The organism is Streptomyces sp. NPDC047917 (assembly GCF_043204345.1).
Lineage (GTDB): Bacteria > Actinomycetota > Actinomycetes > Streptomycetales > Streptomycetaceae > Streptomyces > Streptomyces sanglieri.
In genome coordinates this window covers 1-16,752 of sequence record NZ_JBIDCA010000019.1, presented here as the reverse complement: position 1 = coordinate 16,752, position 16,752 = coordinate 1, and the positions used below count along the sequence as shown (strand labels likewise).

Annotated in this window: 16 protein-coding genes and 3 pseudogenes; 10 read left to right on the top strand and 9 right to left on the bottom strand. The window is 69.0% G+C overall.

Annotation, left to right across the window (positions count from 1 at the left end; translation table 11 throughout):
- The first annotated feature begins 150 nt into the window (after positions 1–150).
- Complete coding sequence (locus tag ACGF8B_RS36725; protein ID WP_392746725.1) at positions 151–825, top strand: hypothetical protein; 675 nt, start codon at positions 151–153, stop codon at positions 823–825.
- A gap of 62 nt (positions 826–887) precedes the next feature.
- On the opposite strand, the gene ACGF8B_RS36720 is transcribed toward ACGF8B_RS36725, so the two are convergent.
- The 6 genes from ACGF8B_RS36720 to ACGF8B_RS36695 form a co-directional block, all read right to left on the bottom strand.
- Complete coding sequence (locus tag ACGF8B_RS36720) at positions 888–1,301, bottom strand: hypothetical protein (protein ID WP_392746723.1); 414 nt, start codon at positions 1,299–1,301, stop codon at positions 888–890.
- A complete protein-coding gene (locus tag ACGF8B_RS36715) occupies positions 1,298–1,915 on the bottom strand; it encodes a hypothetical protein (protein WP_392746722.1) in 618 nt (205 codons plus the stop codon). Before ACGF8B_RS36715 ends, ACGF8B_RS36720 begins: the two co-directional genes overlap by 4 nt.
- A 1,465-nt stretch (positions 1,916–3,380) precedes the next feature.
- Entirely contained in the window at positions 3,381–3,830 is a 450-nt protein-coding gene (locus ACGF8B_RS36710; RefSeq protein ID WP_392746720.1) for a hypothetical protein, read from the bottom strand.
- Positions 3,778–4,326, bottom strand: coding sequence for an AMP-binding protein (locus ACGF8B_RS36705; protein ID WP_392746719.1), 549 nt, complete (start codon positions 4,324–4,326; stop codon positions 3,778–3,780). The genes ACGF8B_RS36710 and ACGF8B_RS36705 overlap by 53 nt, the downstream gene beginning before the upstream one ends.
- Before the next feature lie 143 nt (positions 4,327–4,469).
- Entirely contained in the window at positions 4,470–5,294 is an 825-nt protein-coding gene (locus ACGF8B_RS36700; RefSeq protein WP_392746717.1) for an MGMT family protein, read from the bottom strand.
- A complete protein-coding gene (locus ACGF8B_RS36695) occupies positions 5,291–5,878 on the bottom strand; it encodes an RNA polymerase sigma factor (RefSeq protein WP_392746716.1) in 588 nt (195 codons plus the stop codon). The genes ACGF8B_RS36700 and ACGF8B_RS36695 overlap by 4 nt, the downstream gene beginning before the upstream one ends.
- A 240-nt stretch (positions 5,879–6,118) precedes the next feature.
- Between ACGF8B_RS36695 and ACGF8B_RS36690 the strand changes: the two genes are divergently transcribed.
- From ACGF8B_RS36690 to ACGF8B_RS36680, 3 genes are all read left to right on the top strand, one after another.
- Entirely contained in the window at positions 6,119–7,204 is a 1,086-nt protein-coding gene (locus ACGF8B_RS36690; protein WP_392746715.1) for a methyltransferase, read from the top strand.
- 249 nt (positions 7,205–7,453) lie between these two features.
- Positions 7,454–7,870, top strand: a complete 417-nt coding sequence (locus ACGF8B_RS36685; RefSeq protein WP_392746713.1) for a cupin domain-containing protein — start codon at positions 7,454–7,456, stop codon at positions 7,868–7,870.
- Positions 7,870–8,112 carry a hypothetical protein gene (locus tag ACGF8B_RS36680; protein ID WP_392746711.1) on the top strand — a complete coding sequence of 81 codons (243 nt, stop codon included), beginning with the start codon at positions 7,870–7,872 and terminating at the stop codon, positions 8,110–8,112. Before ACGF8B_RS36685 ends, ACGF8B_RS36680 begins: the two co-directional genes overlap by 1 nt.
- Before the next feature lie 70 nt (positions 8,113–8,182).
- Here the strand turns inward: ACGF8B_RS36680 and ACGF8B_RS36675 are convergent, their stop codons facing one another.
- Positions 8,183–9,640, bottom strand: a complete 1,458-nt coding sequence (locus tag ACGF8B_RS36675; protein ID WP_392746709.1) for an MFS transporter — start codon at positions 9,638–9,640, stop codon at positions 8,183–8,185.
- 187 nt (positions 9,641–9,827) lie between these two features.
- Here ACGF8B_RS36675 and ACGF8B_RS36670 point away from each other — a divergent pair, with 187 nt between their 5' ends.
- On the top strand, positions 9,828–10,238 hold the full coding sequence (locus ACGF8B_RS36670; protein ID WP_392746707.1) for a heme-binding protein: 411 nt from the start codon (positions 9,828–9,830) through the stop codon (positions 10,236–10,238).
- A 24-nt stretch (positions 10,239–10,262) separates the two neighbouring features.
- Here ACGF8B_RS36670 and ACGF8B_RS36665 read toward each other — a convergent pair whose 3' ends face one another.
- Positions 10,263–10,676 carry a hypothetical protein gene (locus ACGF8B_RS36665; RefSeq protein WP_392746705.1) on the bottom strand — a complete coding sequence of 138 codons (414 nt, stop codon included), beginning with the start codon at positions 10,674–10,676 and terminating at the stop codon, positions 10,263–10,265.
- Here ACGF8B_RS36665 and ACGF8B_RS36660 point away from each other — a divergent pair.
- From ACGF8B_RS36660 to ACGF8B_RS36640, 5 genes and pseudogenes are all read left to right on the top strand, one after another.
- Complete coding sequence (locus ACGF8B_RS36660) at positions 10,561–11,502, top strand: carbohydrate kinase family protein (RefSeq protein WP_392746704.1); 942 nt, start codon at positions 10,561–10,563, stop codon at positions 11,500–11,502. The two genes, ACGF8B_RS36665 and ACGF8B_RS36660, sit on opposite strands and share 116 nt — an antisense overlap.
- A complete protein-coding gene (metH, locus tag ACGF8B_RS36655; protein ID WP_392746702.1) occupies positions 11,499–14,987 on the top strand; it encodes a methionine synthase in 3,489 nt (1,162 codons plus the stop codon). The genes ACGF8B_RS36660 and metH overlap by 4 nt, the downstream gene beginning before the upstream one ends.
- Positions 14,984–15,154 (top strand): annotated as a pseudogene (locus ACGF8B_RS36650) (methylenetetrahydrofolate reductase); the annotation flags it as partial. The gene metH and the pseudogene ACGF8B_RS36650, both read left to right, overlap by 4 nt.
- Positions 15,150–15,299: pseudogene (locus ACGF8B_RS36645) on the top strand (2OG-Fe(II) oxygenase); the annotation flags it as partial. The pseudogenes ACGF8B_RS36650 and ACGF8B_RS36645, both read left to right, overlap by 5 nt.
- Positions 15,296–15,772: a hypothetical protein gene (locus ACGF8B_RS36640; RefSeq protein WP_392746944.1), complete on the top strand. Its 477-nt coding sequence runs from the start codon at positions 15,296–15,298 to the stop codon at positions 15,770–15,772. The pseudogene ACGF8B_RS36645 and the gene ACGF8B_RS36640, both read left to right, overlap by 4 nt.
- Before the next feature lie 876 nt (positions 15,773–16,648).
- On the opposite strand, the pseudogene ACGF8B_RS36635 reads toward ACGF8B_RS36640, so the two are convergent.
- A pseudogene (locus tag ACGF8B_RS36635) lies at positions 16,649–16,752 on the bottom strand (GNAT family N-acetyltransferase); the annotation flags it as partial.

Genomic DNA, 16,752 nt, shown 5'->3' with positions numbered 1-16,752 from the left:
CCGACTGCCGCCCGCAGCGCGGGGAGGGCTGCGCAGGATCGTCGCCCGACTTGATGAGGAATTCCTCCGTCGCACCCTGCCCGACCCATCTGCCGCATCGGTGAGTTCATGGCATGCAGCAGCGTGGTGGCGGCAGCGGATCCGGGAGATATGACCGCTGACCTGCTGCCGGGCAGCGTCCTCCTAGGTCGGGACGAGACGGACATCGTCGAGCGCGCGCTCTTCATAGCCCTCTATCACCGGCGCCCACCTGCGGACGGCGAGCCATCGGTGGAAACGTGCCGATCCTTCTTCGACGAGCTTCGTCGCGTCAGATCGACGGAACCGCCTCCGGAACCCGAATCTCGCTGGCTCGCCGCCGACGGCGTGCAGCTGCAGCACGGACGGGTGGACCGCGTCCTGATCTCGGGCTCTGCCTGGTCCACCGCCCGGTCTGCCCTTCTCCTGGCCTGCTTCGACGACACCTTGTGTGAGCACGACTTCCAGACCATCGTGGGTTGGTCACGCAGCGACTTCCACGCCCTCGCAGCGCAGTGCGAGGTCCTGGACGCCGAGGGTCTGCGAGCCGAGCTCTTCCGTGCCCGGGCACTGGGGGACGGTCTCCGGCACTGCAAGCTGCTGACCTTCGCCCTCGACCACATGGACATGGACCCGACCAGCAGGGATGTGGAATCGGTAGAGAGGAGCCTTTCGGAACTGGACAGTGCCTGCGACGTGGAGGTTCTCACCGATCTGCTCGCCAGAGCTCAGGCCACGGCGCTCAAACCTCGGCGCCGCTCCAGGGGACCGAAGTCTGGCCTCCTTGGCCAACGGCCCTGCTGGTGAGGGCTGTTCGGCACGGCTTGCGCCATCGCCCACCGGCTCGGATTGCGGCCGACTGGCCATCGTCAGTGTCCAGGACGACCGGTCCGATCGATGCGGGTGACCTTGCTGCTGGCTTCGAGGGCTTCGCGCAGGTGGGCGTTGTCCACGGCCAGGTGCTGGATCTGGGCCGCCGCGAAGCGGAGGTTCTCCGTCAGTGACCGGTTCGCCCGGCGGAGCTTGGCGTTTCTGGCGGCAAGGATCTCATAGGGGCTCGGATGCTTCTCCGCCGCGGTGGCGGGTTCCGGGTTGGGGCGGACGGTGGAGGTCTCTTTGGCCAGGTCAGGGAAGTGCCGCCGGAAGGTGGTGTTGCTCAGGCCGAGCTTGGTGGCCAGGGAGAGGACGCTCGGCCTGGTGCCGTTGGTCTGGCACTCCGTCATGTACCGGTCCATGACCCGGCGGACGCGGGCCTCGGCGGGGATGTCGGCAGGACGGCTCATGCAGACTCCAGAACGGTAGTGTTCTCGAGGAGGAACGCGGTGATCTCCGCGCGGCGGGACTCCAGCCGGTGCCGCAGCAGCGGCGGCAGCGTGGGCCGGGAGGCCAGACGGCGGGTGATGCGGTCGACCTCGCGCTGCCAGGCCGCGCTGTTCTCCGGGGTGAGCGCGACGTTGCGGCAGGCCAGGGGCTTGCAGCCGCCATGGTCCGGGAGCCCCTCCGCCCGTCCCCGGCGGGCGCGTTCGCAGAGGGCCTTGGCGTGGTTGTGGACGCAGGTGATGTACTCGCCGGGATAGACGGCCGGGTCGTGCTTGGCCATGAGCCGTCGCAGACGGTTGTCGTCGAGGACGACCTTGCCCTGGAATCGGGCTCGTGCGCCGAACTCCTCCAGGCGGCGGGCGGCCTCCTCGACGGCCGGGCCGGTGAGGCCGGTGTGCTCGTGGGCGTCGATCGCGGCCATGAGATGTTCGCCGCGGGCGAGGGCCTGCTCGCTCTCCACCTCGGCCCGGAAGCCGGACTCGCTGGTCCCCGCGTAGCCTTCGAAAACTTGGACGCAGTGGTGCCGGTAGGCAAGCGCCCCGGCAATGACCCCGCCGGGCGGCGCGCGATGAACCACGCCAAAGTCCGTCTGAACTGGCTGTTTTTCAGGTGCCAGGGCTGCTTGTTGACCGCGGGAATACCGTCGGTGCGGCCGTGCTGCTGACAGTAGGCGTTGATCCAGGCGGCGAAGGTGTTCAGGTGGGCATTGGTAGCCCCGCTGGTCAGCACCTGGCTGACGGCCGTGCGCTTGACCCCTGGGCTGTGCCCAAGGCGGGCGAAGAGGAAGTCGGTGCCGGGCGGCTGCAACTGCTCCAAGACGGCGATGGCCCGGGCAGCGGGCTCCCCGATGCTCCAGACGGCCGGGACGCCGGCGGGGTCGTCCTCGGCCTTGAAGGCCAGGCTGTGCATCTTCCAGCGATAAGGCACCCCGTCCGCGTCGCACTCGGTCCTCAGGCCACCGCGTTTGAGGTGCTTGATCTCGCTGTCGCGAGCGCCGGAGAGAAAGGAAAGGACCAGGTAGCAGGCGTCCTGCAGCATGCGGGCCAGGGCGGCGAGGCTGTCGGGCTCGGTGTGGTCGGCCAGGATCGCCGCGATCCACGGCCGGTCGTCGAGGCGGCCGCGGATGGGCCGGTCGCCGACGGTCTGCGAGGTGAGTCCCACGATGGCGGCGGCGTCCTCGATCAGGTGCCGGTAGCGGCCGAGCGAGATCGGGCTGCGGCCCAGCGCGTCGGCGCCCCCGGTGGTGCTGGGCTCGCCGCGCCAGCCGGGCAGCGGCCGCCGTGCCGCGATCTGCTCGTCCAGCCAGGCCCGCAGCTGGGTGGGCAGGGCACCGTAGACGTGCGGCTCTGCCGGCGCTGCCAGCGGGGTCCTCCAGTAGCGGTCCGCCGCGAGGATGTCGGCGGAGAACTCGTTGATGAAGCGCATCGCCCAGACGAACAGCGGCCCGAGTACCTCTTCAGGGATCCGTGCGGTGGCGTTCTCGCCGCTGTGTGCCTTGGGCTCGCTCCATCCGTCGAGGTGCCGGGGGTCGAACCGCAGGGCGTCCGAGGGCAGGGAGTTGCGCCAGATCCAGAACTTGCGCGCTGCTGAGCGGGCCTTCTGGCGGGCGTCAGATGCGGGCAGCGACTTGATCAGGAAGCGCTGGAAGTCCTCAAGGTCCCGTCTTGTCAGGGCGTCCAGACGAGTGGAGCGATCGGCGGCCCAGCGCAGGAACCGGATGTACTCGGTGAAGGCGGTGCGGATGCTGCCGACGGCGGGCCGGTCCTCGCCTGCCGGGACAGTCCCGGACAGCATCGCGTAGCAGAGTTCCTTCGCGGCTTGCCGGTTGGTGGCGGGAATGAGGGTGAAGTCGAGGATGGACCGGGGCTCGTGCTTCTTGAGCATCGCCGGGTCCAAGACCCAGACGTCGTCGCTGAACCGCGAGGTGTCTTCGAGCCGACAGCCCTCACGTAGGCGCCGACCGTGGAAGACGTACGGATCCGTTGTGTCGGTCCGGGCCTGCGGGAGCAGGCCCGGACCGGGCAGGAGTCGCATGGCGGTGGTCACGGCAGTTCCCAAGGGTTCTCGACCAGGTCAAGCAGAGCGTCCTGCGGCTGCTCGGTCCGGGCCTGCTGGAGTTTGGCGGGGGTGAACTTGACGAGGATGTCCTGGCGGATGGCGACCCAGGCCGGGCCGTAGCGCTGCCACCACACCTCGTCGGACAGCTCCTGGCGGCGCTGGGCCAGGGCGTCGAGCAGGCCGAGGAGACGGGGCAGATGGTCCCGGGTGACCAGGCAGTTCCCGCAGTGAAAACAGTCCAGGAAGGTGATCTGGCACGGCTGTCGGGTGAGCGGGTGCCGGTCGTGGTCGGCGCAGGCCGTCCACCCGGTGTCGAGACTGCCCTCCGCGGTCTGCCGGGCCGTGTCCGCGTCAAGACCGCCCTCGGTCAGAGTATCGGCGTCACCCGGGCCGGGCAGGACGCGCGGTCCTCCTCCGGCAGCCTGTTTCGGCAAGCAGCGACTGCGGGGTGCGGGCGACCGCCTTGGCGAAGCCGGTGCTGCCGGAGGTGAAGTGGATGAGGCAGTGGCCGGTCACCGCCCGCTGTCCGCCGCGCAGTTTGCGGACGAGGAGTTCGGCCTCGTCGTGGAAGGTTCGGTACCGGGGGCCGCCGTTGCCGAAGGCGACGTAGAACTGCGGCCGGCAGCGGTCCAGGAGCCGCTCCAGCTCCCTGCCGCGGATCCCCGGGCCCATGAGCAGTACCTGGGCCCCCTGCGACCACAGCGCGAGGACCGACCACAGCTGGGTGAAGCTCTGCGCGCCCTGGATCGCCACGGTAGCTCCGGGCCGCACACCGTACGCCTCGAAGAGCCGTCGCAGGGAGGTGACCTGCACACGCAGCCGTTCGTAGGTCACCTCGGAGTCGGCCCGCGCCCACACCGCGTCGGCGGGATGACGGGCCAGCAGTCCGGAGCCCCACCAGCGGGGCTCGTCGTCGAGTTCGTCGCGCATGTCGGATGTCCCTCCCGTGTGTCGTGCCGGGGCGGTGGGCGACCGCGCACCGCACACAACGGAACACCAGTGCGCCGGGAAGGGTTGCCCCCCGCGTCGTACGTCCTACCGGACAGCGCGTCGTGCGCCGTACCGGACAGTCCTCAGACGGAGACCGGCCGGCAGCTCCGGCAGGCGCGGTAACCGGCGCCCCTGGCCTCGGCGGCGGTGCGGAAGGGCCGCTGGTGGGGAGGGGTGATCCGGCGGGCGTGGGCACAGGTCGGATGGCAGTAGATGTAGGTGGTGTCGCTGCCGAGCAGGACGCCGCCGCGCCGGAACAGCTCCGCCAGCCGCAGCATGTCGATCCCCTCCGCGGCTCGCAGCGCCCTGCCGGTGGCCGGGGTGTACGCGCCGTCGCACGGGGTGCCGTCCTCGTAGGTGACCCGGTGGCAAGGGATCAGCAGTGTCAGCGGGTTCCGCGCCAGAGTCCCAGCGACGAAGCCGTTGACGCCCGGCACGTCCACCACGTCCGCCTCCCGCGCAATCCAGCTGACCGGCCGCAACTGGCCCTTCGGCACGGTCCTGACGGCCTCCAGCACGGCGCGCTCATGGGCGTCGAGGCCGGTGAGGTCGACGGGCAGCGACTTGGCGCGTCCGGTCCGCAGGGCGGGGCGCAGCCCGGGGAAGGGCACGGTGGAGCGGATGGCGGTGCGTCCGGTCCGCTGCCAGTGGATCTCCTCGAACATCTCGGGGCTGACCACCATCGACTCCAGTGCGGAGCCGGTGACCGCGGTCGGGCTGTACGCCGCGTACAGGCCGCCCGCGTCGGTGTCCAGCAGGACATAGGCGTCGTACCGCTCGTGGGAGATCCCGACGTGCCGCAGAATGCGCAGCGTCAGATCCACCGGGCCGGGAGACGTGAGGCCGGCCAGCGCGTCCTCCAGGGAGTGGTCCCGGGGCGCGGGGCCCGCGTTGTCGTTCTGACTCACTTCAGCACCTCCCTCGGGGGTGGACCGCCGGCTTCCAGCAGCTCCCGCAGATTACCGACCCCGCGGGAGACCTGCGCCTTGACGGTGCCCACCGGGCATCCCTGGGACTCGGCGATCTCCCCGTAGCTCATCCCGACGACGTGCCGCAGGACCACCGCGACCCGGGACTTCTCGGGGAGTTCGGTCAGCGCCGAGACCAGCCGGCCCCGGTCGTCGGCGGTGGTGGCCTGTTCCTCCGGCCCGGGGCTCTCGTCGGCCCAGGAATCGGCGGAGTTCTCGACCGGGGTCGGCGACACCGGGTGGCGGACGTTGGTACGGATCTGGTTGCGCCAGACGTTGGCCGCGATGGTCATCAGCCAGGCGCGGCACCGTAACTCCCGTCGGCGCGAAGGGGAGTAGCCCCGCAGGGCCGTGTAGGCGCGCAGGAAGGTGTCCTGTCCCAGGTCCTCCGCTTCGACGGCTGACCCGGTGACCCGGAACAGGAACGCGTGGACCGCCCTGGCGTGGAGGCGTACCAGCTCCGTGAAGCCGTCGTCGAGGTCCACTGCCAGTCGCTCCGTCAGGTGTTCGGCCGTTTCGTCCATCGCCGTTCAGAACACCGGCTGGGTGTAGAGGGTTGCGCGGTCCCCGTCGCCGCAGTTCGTGCCGTCGTTCTCGCCCCTCCCCGTCGGGTGCTCCGGAACGCCGTCATACGGTGCTCCCGGTTCGGCCGCAACTTCCGGAGTGCTCGGCACCGATCCGGCTTCTACGTTTGGCACACACGACGCTTGCCCCGAACGACGCCGGACAGGCCAGGAAACCGGACAGGCCAACGAAGGAGACCGATGAGCTCGCAGGACGCCGTACTCACCAAGTTCCGTGAATACACTCTGGGCCCGCTCAGGTTCATGAACCTGCTCAGCTGTTTCGAACTGGGAATCGTCGATTCGCTCAAGGAGGACAGGAGCGGCGGGCTGACTGCAGCTCAGATAGCGAAGAAGGCCGGCGTGACCCCCTCCGCCGCCGAGCAGTTGCTGCACCTGATGGTGAAGGAAGACTTCGTCTCCTTCGACGAGACCGCGTCCACCTACGCGCTGGACGGTCTGCGGGACCTGACGGACGAGGACCTCGCGCGGGTCATCCCGTGGATGAACATGGTCAAGGAGGTCTGCCTGCGACAGCTCTACCACCTGTCCGACAGCGTCAGGACCGGTACCGTCGTCGGCCTCAAGGAACTCTTCGACTTCGACGGCAACTTCTACGAGGCGAGCACGCGGTACCCCGAACTCCAGGCGTCCTGGGGCGCCATGATGGACCAGGTCACCGATTTCATCGACCCTTGGTTCTACGACCAGCTGGACGTCGGCAAGGACACGAAGATCCTTGACCTGGCCGGGAACACCGGTCTCGGCGCGATCTTCGCCTACCGCCACAAGGGCGTCAAGGGTGCCGAGAACCTTCAGGTGACGTGCTTCGACTTCCCGGAGAAGGAGACCGAGGCCCAGGAGAACTTCCGCAAGCACGGCGTGGAGGAGAACTGCTCGTTCATCGGCGGTGACGTGTTCCAGGGCCTCCCCAAGGGCTTCGACACCATCATGATCAAGCACTTCCTGGACATGTTCGACAAGGAGAACGTCCACCGCATATTCCAGAGCGCCCATGATGCGCTGGAGGTAGGCGGACAGGTCTACGTCCCGGTGCCCATCCACCCCGAGGACGTGAAGGTCTCGAACTCTGTGGACTTCTTCCCGGCGTACATGCTCGGCTGCACCATGGCCCAGGGCGGACCGCAGAAGATCTCCACGTACGAGCAGTGGATGGAAGCCTGCGGCTTCAAGGTCACCAAGGCGATCTCGCGGGACATCAGCACCATGCCGCCGGATGTGATCCCCGTCCGCGGAATCATCTGCGGCACCAAGATGCCCTCCTGAACACCCCTCGGTCCGGTGGGTGCGGACGGGTTCCGGGCAGGGCGCGGGGCACGGCCCCGGCGGTGGTTCCGGCGGTTCCCCCGCCGCCGGGACCGGCCGCTGGGGCCGTGCCCCGCGCCGTTCAGCAGCACAGGCAGGTAACAGCACAAGCAGGTAATAGCACAGATACGCAGCAGCGCAGGTACGTGAGAGGACATGGGAACACCCGACCGGTGTCCCACCGCGCAGAATGCAGCAAGGAGAGGGAAGATGGCCGTGAGTGCCGGTGAGGTCTACTACAACCCCCCGTGCCGTCAGAAGATCGTCGTCCGTACGGCCGCCGCCGACACCGGCGGCGCCCGGTCGGTACTGGACCTGTACGTCGCTCCCGGTGGCTTCGCCGCCGACTATCACCTCCACCCGGCGAGCGAGGAGCGGTTCACGCTCGTCCGCGGCCGGCTCCGGGTCAGCATGGCCGACCGGGACGTCATCCTGGACGAGACTGGGCAGACAGTGGCGTCCCGCCGGGCACGTCGCACCGCTTCTACAGCGCGAGCGACGACGAAGAGACCCTGGCGATCGTCGAGTTCACCAACCGGGCGGAACGGTTCGAGGTCCTGCTGCTCCGCGAGCTCTTCGGCCTGGCGGAGGAGGGCCGGAGCGACGACCAGGGGAAGCCGAACCTGATGCAGACCTCCTTGACTCTGCGGGAGTTCTCCGACGTGCTGCGGTTCACCGGTCGCCCGTGGCCGCTGCAGCGCGCCCTGTACGGCGCGGTCGCTCCGCTCGCGCGGCTCAGGGGCTACCACGCCTGCTCGCCCGTCACAGGGTGGAAGCCGGCGCAGCGGGCGGAACTGGAGGAGCTGCCGCCGGAGGTGGAGCGCCAGCTGATAGCGCGTCAGCGCGCGGGCGTGCAGCCGCGGGTTTGAGAGCGCCCGGACGTACGCCGCCTCGCCACCGGAACCGGTGGCGAGGCGGCGTACGTCCGGGCAATGGCGGTCAGCGGCGCAGCGCCGGTTCGGAGCGCGGCTCCTCGCTCGGCGCGGGGGCCACGGGCCGCGACGGGCGCAGCGCCCACTGGGCGATCACCGCGGCGACGACTGCAGTGCCCGCCAGCGAGGCGGCGACAACGGTGAACGCCGAGACCGCGTCGGCGCGGCCGGCATGCGGGGCGATGTCCAGGTAGACCGTGCCGAACACGGCGACGCCGAGCGAACCACCCACCTGGATGGTGGTGTTGAACAGCCCGCTGACCTCAGCGGCGTACTCGTCGGTGACGGTGCTGGTCAGTCCGGTCAGGGTGCCGCTGAAGGCCGCGCCGTACCCGAGACCGCCGATGCCCAGCAGGGCGATCAGCAGAGCGTCGTTGCTGGCCTGCCCGGCGGCGAGGGTCAGTGCGAGACCGGCGAAGGCGGCACCCAGCACCAGCCGCCCGACCGGAGCGGCGAGCCGCTTCGCACGTGGTCCGGAGCGGCCGAGGAGCGGTCCCGCGACACCGAACGCGGCGACCCAGGACACCAGGGACAGACCGGAGAATCCGGCGCTCCTGCCCAGCCCCTGCTGAAGGTAGAGGGCGAGGGCGAAAAGCAGCCCGAAGTAGGTGGCCACTGTGGCGGCCTGCGAGATCAGCGCCAGGGCCACGGGCCGCCGGGTCAGCAGCGAGAGGGTGACCAGCGGGTTGCCGCCGCGGGCGGCCTGGCGGCGCTCCACCCGGACGAACAGCACGAAAGCGGCCACCGAGGCCGCCAGACTGGCCCAGGTCCACAGCGGCCAGCCGGCCTCCCGGCCCATCACGATCGGCACCACGAGCAGCAGCAGCGCCGCCGACAGGGTCAGCGCGCCCGGGACGTCGAGCCGTTTGCTTCGCTTCGGCGCCACCGCGGGCAGGCAGAACCACGCGACCGCGAACAGGGCGATGCCGACCGGCACGTTGATGATGAAGGCGGGTCGCCAGGCGGTGCCGAACAGGTTGGCCGAAACCAGCACCCCGCCCAGCACCTGGCCGAGGACGGCACTGGTGGAGAGCACAGCGGTGTAGAGGCCGAGGGCCCGGGCCCGTTCCCGTCCCTCGAAGTGCAGCTGGATCCCGGTCAGCACCTGCGAGGTGGCCATCGCCGCGCCGGCGCCCTGGACGATCCTCGCCCCGATGAGCACCCCTGCCGTCGGGGCGAAGCCGCAGGCGGCGGAGGCGGCGGTGAACACCACGAGGCCGATCAGGTACACCGTGCGGTATCCGTGCCGGTCGCCCAGCCGGGCGCTGGTGATCAGCAGCATCGCGTAGGTCAGTGTGTAGCCCGAGACGATCAGCTCCAACTGGCCGCCGGAGGCTCCGAGATGATCCCGGATCGACGGTGTCGCGATGTTGACGATCGCGATGTCCACGCTGCCGAGGAACATCCCGCCGAGCAGCGAGACCAGGAGCCAGCCCGAGTGCCGGGCGGGCGGTTGTTCTTCCATGAGGAGTCTCCGGATGGGTTGCCATGGGTGTCAGCCGGTGGCGGCACTCAGCCGCTGGTGGGTAAACCCCGGCGGGACGGGGTCCGTTGCAACGGCCGGACCGTCGGCGGTGTTGTTCCCCCGAAAGGGACGGACACCCAGCAGGTGTCCGTCGGAACATCGAAAGAACGAAGATGGAGACATCGACGTGAGTGACCTTGGGAAGACCGAAACCGCGGTGTTCACCGCCCGGAGTATCAGCCTGGCCGGCGCGCAGCGGGTCATCGGCGCGGCACTGGCCCACGCGGAGGAACTGGACTGCCGGGTCTCGTTGGTGGTGATCGATGCCGGGGGCAACATGACGGCGATGGCCAGGAGGGAGGGTACGGCTGACACAGCCACCACGGTCGCGCTGAACAAGGCCAACACCGCGCTGACCCTGCACACGGCCACCGATGTGTTCGGCAAGGCCATCGAGGACAACATCATGCTGGTGAGCAGCCTGGGCAGCCAGCCCGGTATCGCGCTGATCGGGGCGATCGGTGTCAGCGGATCGCGCGACGGCAAGAACCTGTTCATCGCCCGCGCCGGGGTGGACGCGCTGCGTTCGGCGGACTGAAACCGGCGCATCCGCCCCGTCGGCTCACCCGGCGCCCGTCACCTGCGCCAGCAGGGAGACGGCGTCGCGTGGGAGGCGGTCGCCGCGCCACGCCAGGTGCTGATCGGGCCGGACCAGGGCCAGACCGCGGCCGTACAGCTCACGTCCGACGGGTCCGGGCACGTCCAGGACCGTCAGCGGCACACCACGGTCCGCGGCGGCGGCGCACAGCGCGGCGCCGTCCGGTGGTGACGCCCCGAGGCGCAGCAGCGTGAAGCCGGCACCGAGCCGGTCGTACAGCGAACTGCCGGCGCCGCGCCCCCCGTCCAGCCACAGATGCGGGATGGTCTTTCCCGGACGTTTCGCCGACCAACTGATCCCCGAACACCTCGACCGGGTCTCGCTGTCGTTCCTCGCCGACACCCTGGAGGTACGGCGCGGGGGAGTCGCCGCCAACATCGCCGTCGGCCTGGCCCGGCTGGGCCTGCGGCCCGTGCTCGCCGGCGCGGCGGGCACGGACTTCACCGACTACGACGCATGGCTCCGGGAGACCGGAGTGGACACCGGATCCGTCCGCGTCAGCACGACCCTCCACACCGCACGGTTCGTGTGCACCACCGACGCCGACCAGAACCAGATCGCGACATTCTACGCCGGCGCCATGTCCGAGGCGAAACACATCGGCCTCGCCTCGATCGCCGAACACGGTGAATCCCCCGGGCTCGTCGTGATCGCGCCCAACGACATCGACGCCATGCTGCGCCACACCGACGAGTGCCGGCTCCTCGGCCTGCCGTTCTCCGCCGACCCCTCACAGCAGCTGGCCCGGCTCGACAGGGACCAGACCCGCCGTCTGGTGGAGGGCGCCACGTACCTGTTCACCAACGAGTACGAGGCGGCGCTGCTCCAGGAACGCACCGGCTGGACCACGGACGACATCCTGCACAGGTCCGGCACCTGGATCACGACCCAGGGCCCCGGCGGCGTGATCATCGCGCGCGAGGGCCAACCCCCGCTGAACGTCCCTGCGGTACTCACCCTGGCCCCGGTCGACCCCACTGGCGTGGGCGACGGCTTCCGGGCCGGCTTCCTGGCCGGCATCGACGCCGGACTTCCCCTCGAAGCAGCGGCCCGGCTCGGCTGCGCAATCGCCACAGTGGTACTCGAATCGGTCGGTCCCCAGGAGTACAAGCTCGTTCCCGCCGAACTCCTGCACCGGATCGAGCGCACCTACGGCCCGGCCGCCGCAACCGAGATCGATCCGATCCTTGCGGGGCTGTCATGACCGCACGAGGGCAGAGCCTCCGGGCGGCGTTGGCCACGCGGGTGGTGGGCGACGGTGCGATGGGCACGATGCTGCAGGCACAGGATCCGTCGTTGGACGACTTCGAGAACCTGGAGGGTTGCAACGAGGTTCTCAATGTCACCCGGCCGGACATTGTGAGGTCGGTGCACGAGGAGTATTTCGTGGCGCGTGTGGACTGCGTCGAGACGAACACCTTCGGTACGAATCTGGCGGCGCTGGGGGAGTACGGCATACCCGGGCGCATCCACGAACTGGCCTTGTCCGGAGCTCGGTTGGCGCGGGAGGTGGCGGACGGTTTCGCCACGCCGGACCGGCCGCGCTGGGTCCTGGGCTCGGTCGGGCCCGGTACGAAGCTGCCGACGCTGGGTCACGCCCCTTACGCCGCCCTGCGGGACGGCTACGAGGAGAACGTCGCCGGTCTCGTGGAGGGCGGTGTGGACGCGATCCTGGTGGAGACCAGTCAGGACCTCCTGCAGACCAAGGCCGCGGTTCTCGGCGCGCACCGTGCGCTGCGGAAGCTGGGGACCGCACTGCCGATCATCACTCAGGTGACCGTCGAGGCGACGGGCGCGATGCTGCTGGGTTCGGAGATCGGTGCGGCGCTGACGGCGCTGGAGCCGCTCGGTATCGACCTGATCGGTCTGAACTGCGCGACGGGGCCGGCCGAGATGGGTGAGCACCTGCGCTATCTGGCGCAGCACGCCCGGATCGCCGTGTCCTGCATGCCGAATGCCGGTCTGCCGGTGCTGAGCAAGGACGGGGCGCACTACCCGTTGTCGCCGGAGGAGCTGGCCGAAGCGCACGAGACGTTCGTGCGGGAGTACGGGTTGGCGCTGGTGGGCGGCTGCTGCGGAACGACCCCCGAGCACCTGCGGCAGACCGTGGAGCGGGTGCGGGGCCTGGACCTGTCCCCGCGCAACCCGCGCCCGGAGCCGGGTGCGGCATCGCTCTACCAGACGGTGCCGTTCAAACAGGACGCGTCCTATCTGGCGATCGGTGAGCGCACGAACGCCAACGGGTCGAAGAAGTTCCGTGAAGCGATGCTCGAAGGGCGCTGGGACGACTGCGTGGAGATGGCCCGCGACCAGATCCGCGAGGGCGCGCACCTGCTCGACCTGTGTGTCGACTACGTGGGCCGTGACGGCGCTCTTGACATGAGTGAGATCGCGGGCCGTTTCGCGACGGCCTCCACCCTCCCGATCGTGCTGGACTCCACCGAAGTGCCCGTACTGCGGGCGGGGTTGGAGAAGCTCGGCGGCCGTGCCGTCATCAACTCCGTGAACTACGAGGACGGCGACGGGCCTGAGTCACGTTTCGCACAGGTCACCGCACTGGCCTCGGAGCACGGTGCCGCACTGATCGCGCTGACGATCGACGAGCAGGGCCAGGCCCGCACTCCCGGGCACAAGGTCGCGATCGCGGAGCGGCTGATCGAGGACCTGACCGGCAACTGGGGCATCCAGGAGTCCGACATCCTGGTGGACTGCCTGACCTTTACGATCGCGACCGGCCAGGAGGAGTCCCGCAAGGACGGCATCGCCACCATCGAGGCGATCCGTGAACTCAAGCGTCGCCACCCGCTGGTGCAGACGACTCTCGGTCTGTCGAACATCTCCTTCGGCCTCAACCCGGCCGCCCGCGTCGTGCTGAACTCGGTGTTCCTCAATGAGTGTGTAGGTGCGGGGTTGGATTCGGCGATCGTGCATGCCGCGAAGATCATCCCGGTGGCGCGGATCCCTGAGGAGCAGCGAGAGATCGCGTTGGATCTGGTCTATGACCGGCGGCGGGAGGGGTACGACCCATTGGAGGCGTTCTTGGAGGCGTTCGAGCACGTCGACATGAAGTCGGTGAAGGCGGAGCGGGCGGAGGAGTTGGCGGCGCTGCCGCTGGATGAGCGGTTGCAGCGGCGGATCATCGATGGTGAGAAGAATGGTCTGGAGCGGGATCTCGACGAGGCGCTGACCGTTCAATCGGCGCTGCGGATCGTCAACGACACGCTGCTGGAGGGCATGAAGGTTGTCGGTGAGCTGTTCGGTTCGGGGCAGATGCAGTTGCCGTTCGTGTTGCAGTCCGCAGAGGTCATGAAGTCCGCGGTGGCGTATCTGGAACCGCACATGGAGAAGTCCGACGCGGAGGGCAAGGGCACGATCGTGCTGGCCACCGTGCGTGGCGACGTCCATGACATCGGCAAGAACCTCGTCGACATCATCCTGTCCAACAATGGCTACGACGTCGTCAACCTCGGGATCAAGCAGCCCGTGGCGGCGATCCTGGACGCGGCGACCGAGCACAAGGCCGACGTGATCGGCATGTCGGGTCTCCTGGTGAAGTCCACGGTGATCATGAAGGAGAACCTCCAGGAGCTCAACCAGCGCAGAATGGCCGCAGATTATCCCGTGATCCTGGGTGGCGCCGCGCTGACCCGCGCCTATGTCGAGCAGGACCTGCACGAGATCTACGAGGGCGAGGTCCGCTACGCCCGCGATGCCTTCGAGGGTCTGCGGCTGATGGACACGCTGATCGCCGTCAAGCGCGGCGTCCCCGGCGCCACCCTCCCCGAACTCAAGCAGCGCCGCGTCGCGGAGCGGCCGGTCATCGTCATCGAGGAGCCGGACGAGGAACGCGGCTCGGTCCGGTCGAACGTGGTCACGGACAACCCGGTGCCCACCCCGCCGTTCTGGGGCACGCGGATCATCAAGGGCACACCGCTCAAGGACTACGCGGCCTGGGTCGATGAGGCCGCGTTGTTCAAGGGGCAGTGGGGGTTGAAGTCGGCCCGTGGGAGCGGTCCTTCGTACGAAGAGCTGGTGGAGACCGAGGGCCGGCCACGGTTGCGGATGTGGTTGGACCGGCTGCACACCGAGAACATGCTGGAAGCGGCGATCGTGTATGGGTACTTCCCGTGCGTGTCCAAGGGCGACGATCTGATCATTCTGGGTGAGGACGGTGGTGAACGGACACGCTTCACTTTCCCGCGTCAGCGCCATGGGCGCCGGTTGTGCCTGGCAGACTTCTTCCGTCCGGAGGACTCCGGCGAGATTGATGTCATCGAGATGCAGGTCGTCACGGTCGGCAACCGGGTGTCGGCGGCGGCGAACGAGATCTTCGCCGCGAACGCGTACCGCGAATACATGGAACTGCACGGTCTTTCGGTGCAGTTGACCGAGGCGCTGGCGGAGTACTGGCACGGGCGGGTCAGGACCGAGCTGGGGATAGCGGGCGCTGACCCGGACAACCTGGACGCGATGTTCCGCACCGAGTACCAGGGCTGCCGCTACTCACTCGGCTACCCCGCATGCCCGAACCTGGAGGACCGCGCCAAGATCATGAACCTACTCAAGCCAGAACGCATCGGAGTGAACCTCTCCGAGGAATTCCAGCTGCACCCCGAGCAGTCCACCGACGCGATCACCATCCACCACCCCGAAGCCAGCTACTTCAGCGCTCATGGAGGCCCCTCATGAGCACCCTGCGCGAGATCCTGGCAACTGGCACCCGTACTTTCTCTTTCGAGTTCTTCCCACCCAAGACCGACGCCGGAGAACGCACCCTCTGGCGGACGATCCGGCAGGTCGAATCGCTCTCGCCGACCTTCGTGTCCGTCACCTACGGTGCCGGCGGATCGTCCCGGGGGGCACGGCCTGATCTTCACCACCCGGGACCGGCCCATCCGTTCAACGCGCGGCTGGCCGGCCGGCGGTATGCGGCACGGCGTCAGCACCGTACGGTCCGGCCGCCGCCACGCCCCGGGCCTGGTCTTCCACGATGCCGCATGACCCGCATGACGGGACGGCAGATCCGGGATCTCTCCCGCTCCCCGCTGATGCCCGCAGCGCTGGCCGCACGGTACGCCGGGATGCCACCACCCGCTCCGCACACCAAGGCTGAACTCCGTTCGCTGCTGGCTCTGCTGACGGCGCCTGCCGCCGGCATCTCGACCGTCGCGGTCGGGCACAGCCGGGACGCGGCCTCACGGGCGGCGGCCGAAGCCTTTAGCGCCGCCTGGCAGGCCGACGGGGGCACGGTCGTCGCGATCGTGGACTGGCCGGAGCGGGCAGCCTCCTGGCTGCGGCCCGCGGTACGCCTCACGGCGCAGAGCCCGGACGCGTGGGTCATCGCCGCAGCCCCGCTCGGCTGGGCCCAGTTGAGCCGCAGGCTCAGGCTCAGCACGGACTGGGACCCGTACCGCACCTTCGCCTTCGCACCCCTGGAACCGGACGCTGACCCGGATCTTGACCTGCACCCGTAAACCCACCCGCACGTGCGGCACCAGTGGTGACCGGTGGCTCTGTCACCAATGGAACAAAGGCCGGGCGCAGCCCGGCGTCAACTGCCTATCTTTCCCACGTTCTTGACGACCGTGGATTCCCGCCCCGGATGATCCGCAGCACCCGCTTCATCGACCTGGTGAACACGATGGACGGGACTGTCACCTTGACGGTCGGCTGGGATGATCTCCGGGTTGGTGGGTCCGGGGAGGGGAGCCGATCATGCCTTCCACGGCACCGTCGTACAAAGGCCACCGGTACCCGGTGGAGGTCATCTCGCGCGGCCAATGCGCGCCGTCGCGCCATCGAGGATGGGGAGAACCCGGCCCCGGCCGTCGACCCGACCGGGCCGGTCGACCGGCGTCGCCAAGAGCACGAGCAGCAGGACCAGCAGCCGGGCTCCGGCCAAGGCCAGGGCCTCCAGCCGTGACGCGCCACGGACCCTCCTGGTGGGACGGAGGACGAAGTCACCGCGCCAGCAGTCGGGACACAACCGGCTGCCCAGCCTCGGGGCCGGCGGGAGAGGCGAGTGTGCACCTTTGGCGGGCTCGGCGGGCCTTGACCCCTGATCGACTGGAGCACCAGCAAGGTGATCAACAGCTTTGGACCGTTCTACCCCGACGAGCCGAGCTGATCAGAGCGAACGAACGCCGGTAGGCCGCCACCGACGAGGTGACGGCCTACCGGCACTTCTACCTGGCCGCCCGGTGTCAGCTGCCGCTTCTACCACTGGATGGCTGGCTCATACTGGGACTGCCCTTGCCGGAGCAGACTCAAGACGGGTGCGCGGTGGCCGTCGCCCCGACGATGATCCCCTACCTTGTCAGCAAGGGCGCGGGCAACGACTGCGGGCCGGTTTACGTGTCGGGGAGGCCGCGGAGCATGACGGCGTAGAGCGGGGAGTCGGGGAAGGGCTGGCGTTCGCCGATCTTGCGGTATCCCCATGTTTCGTAGAGGGCCT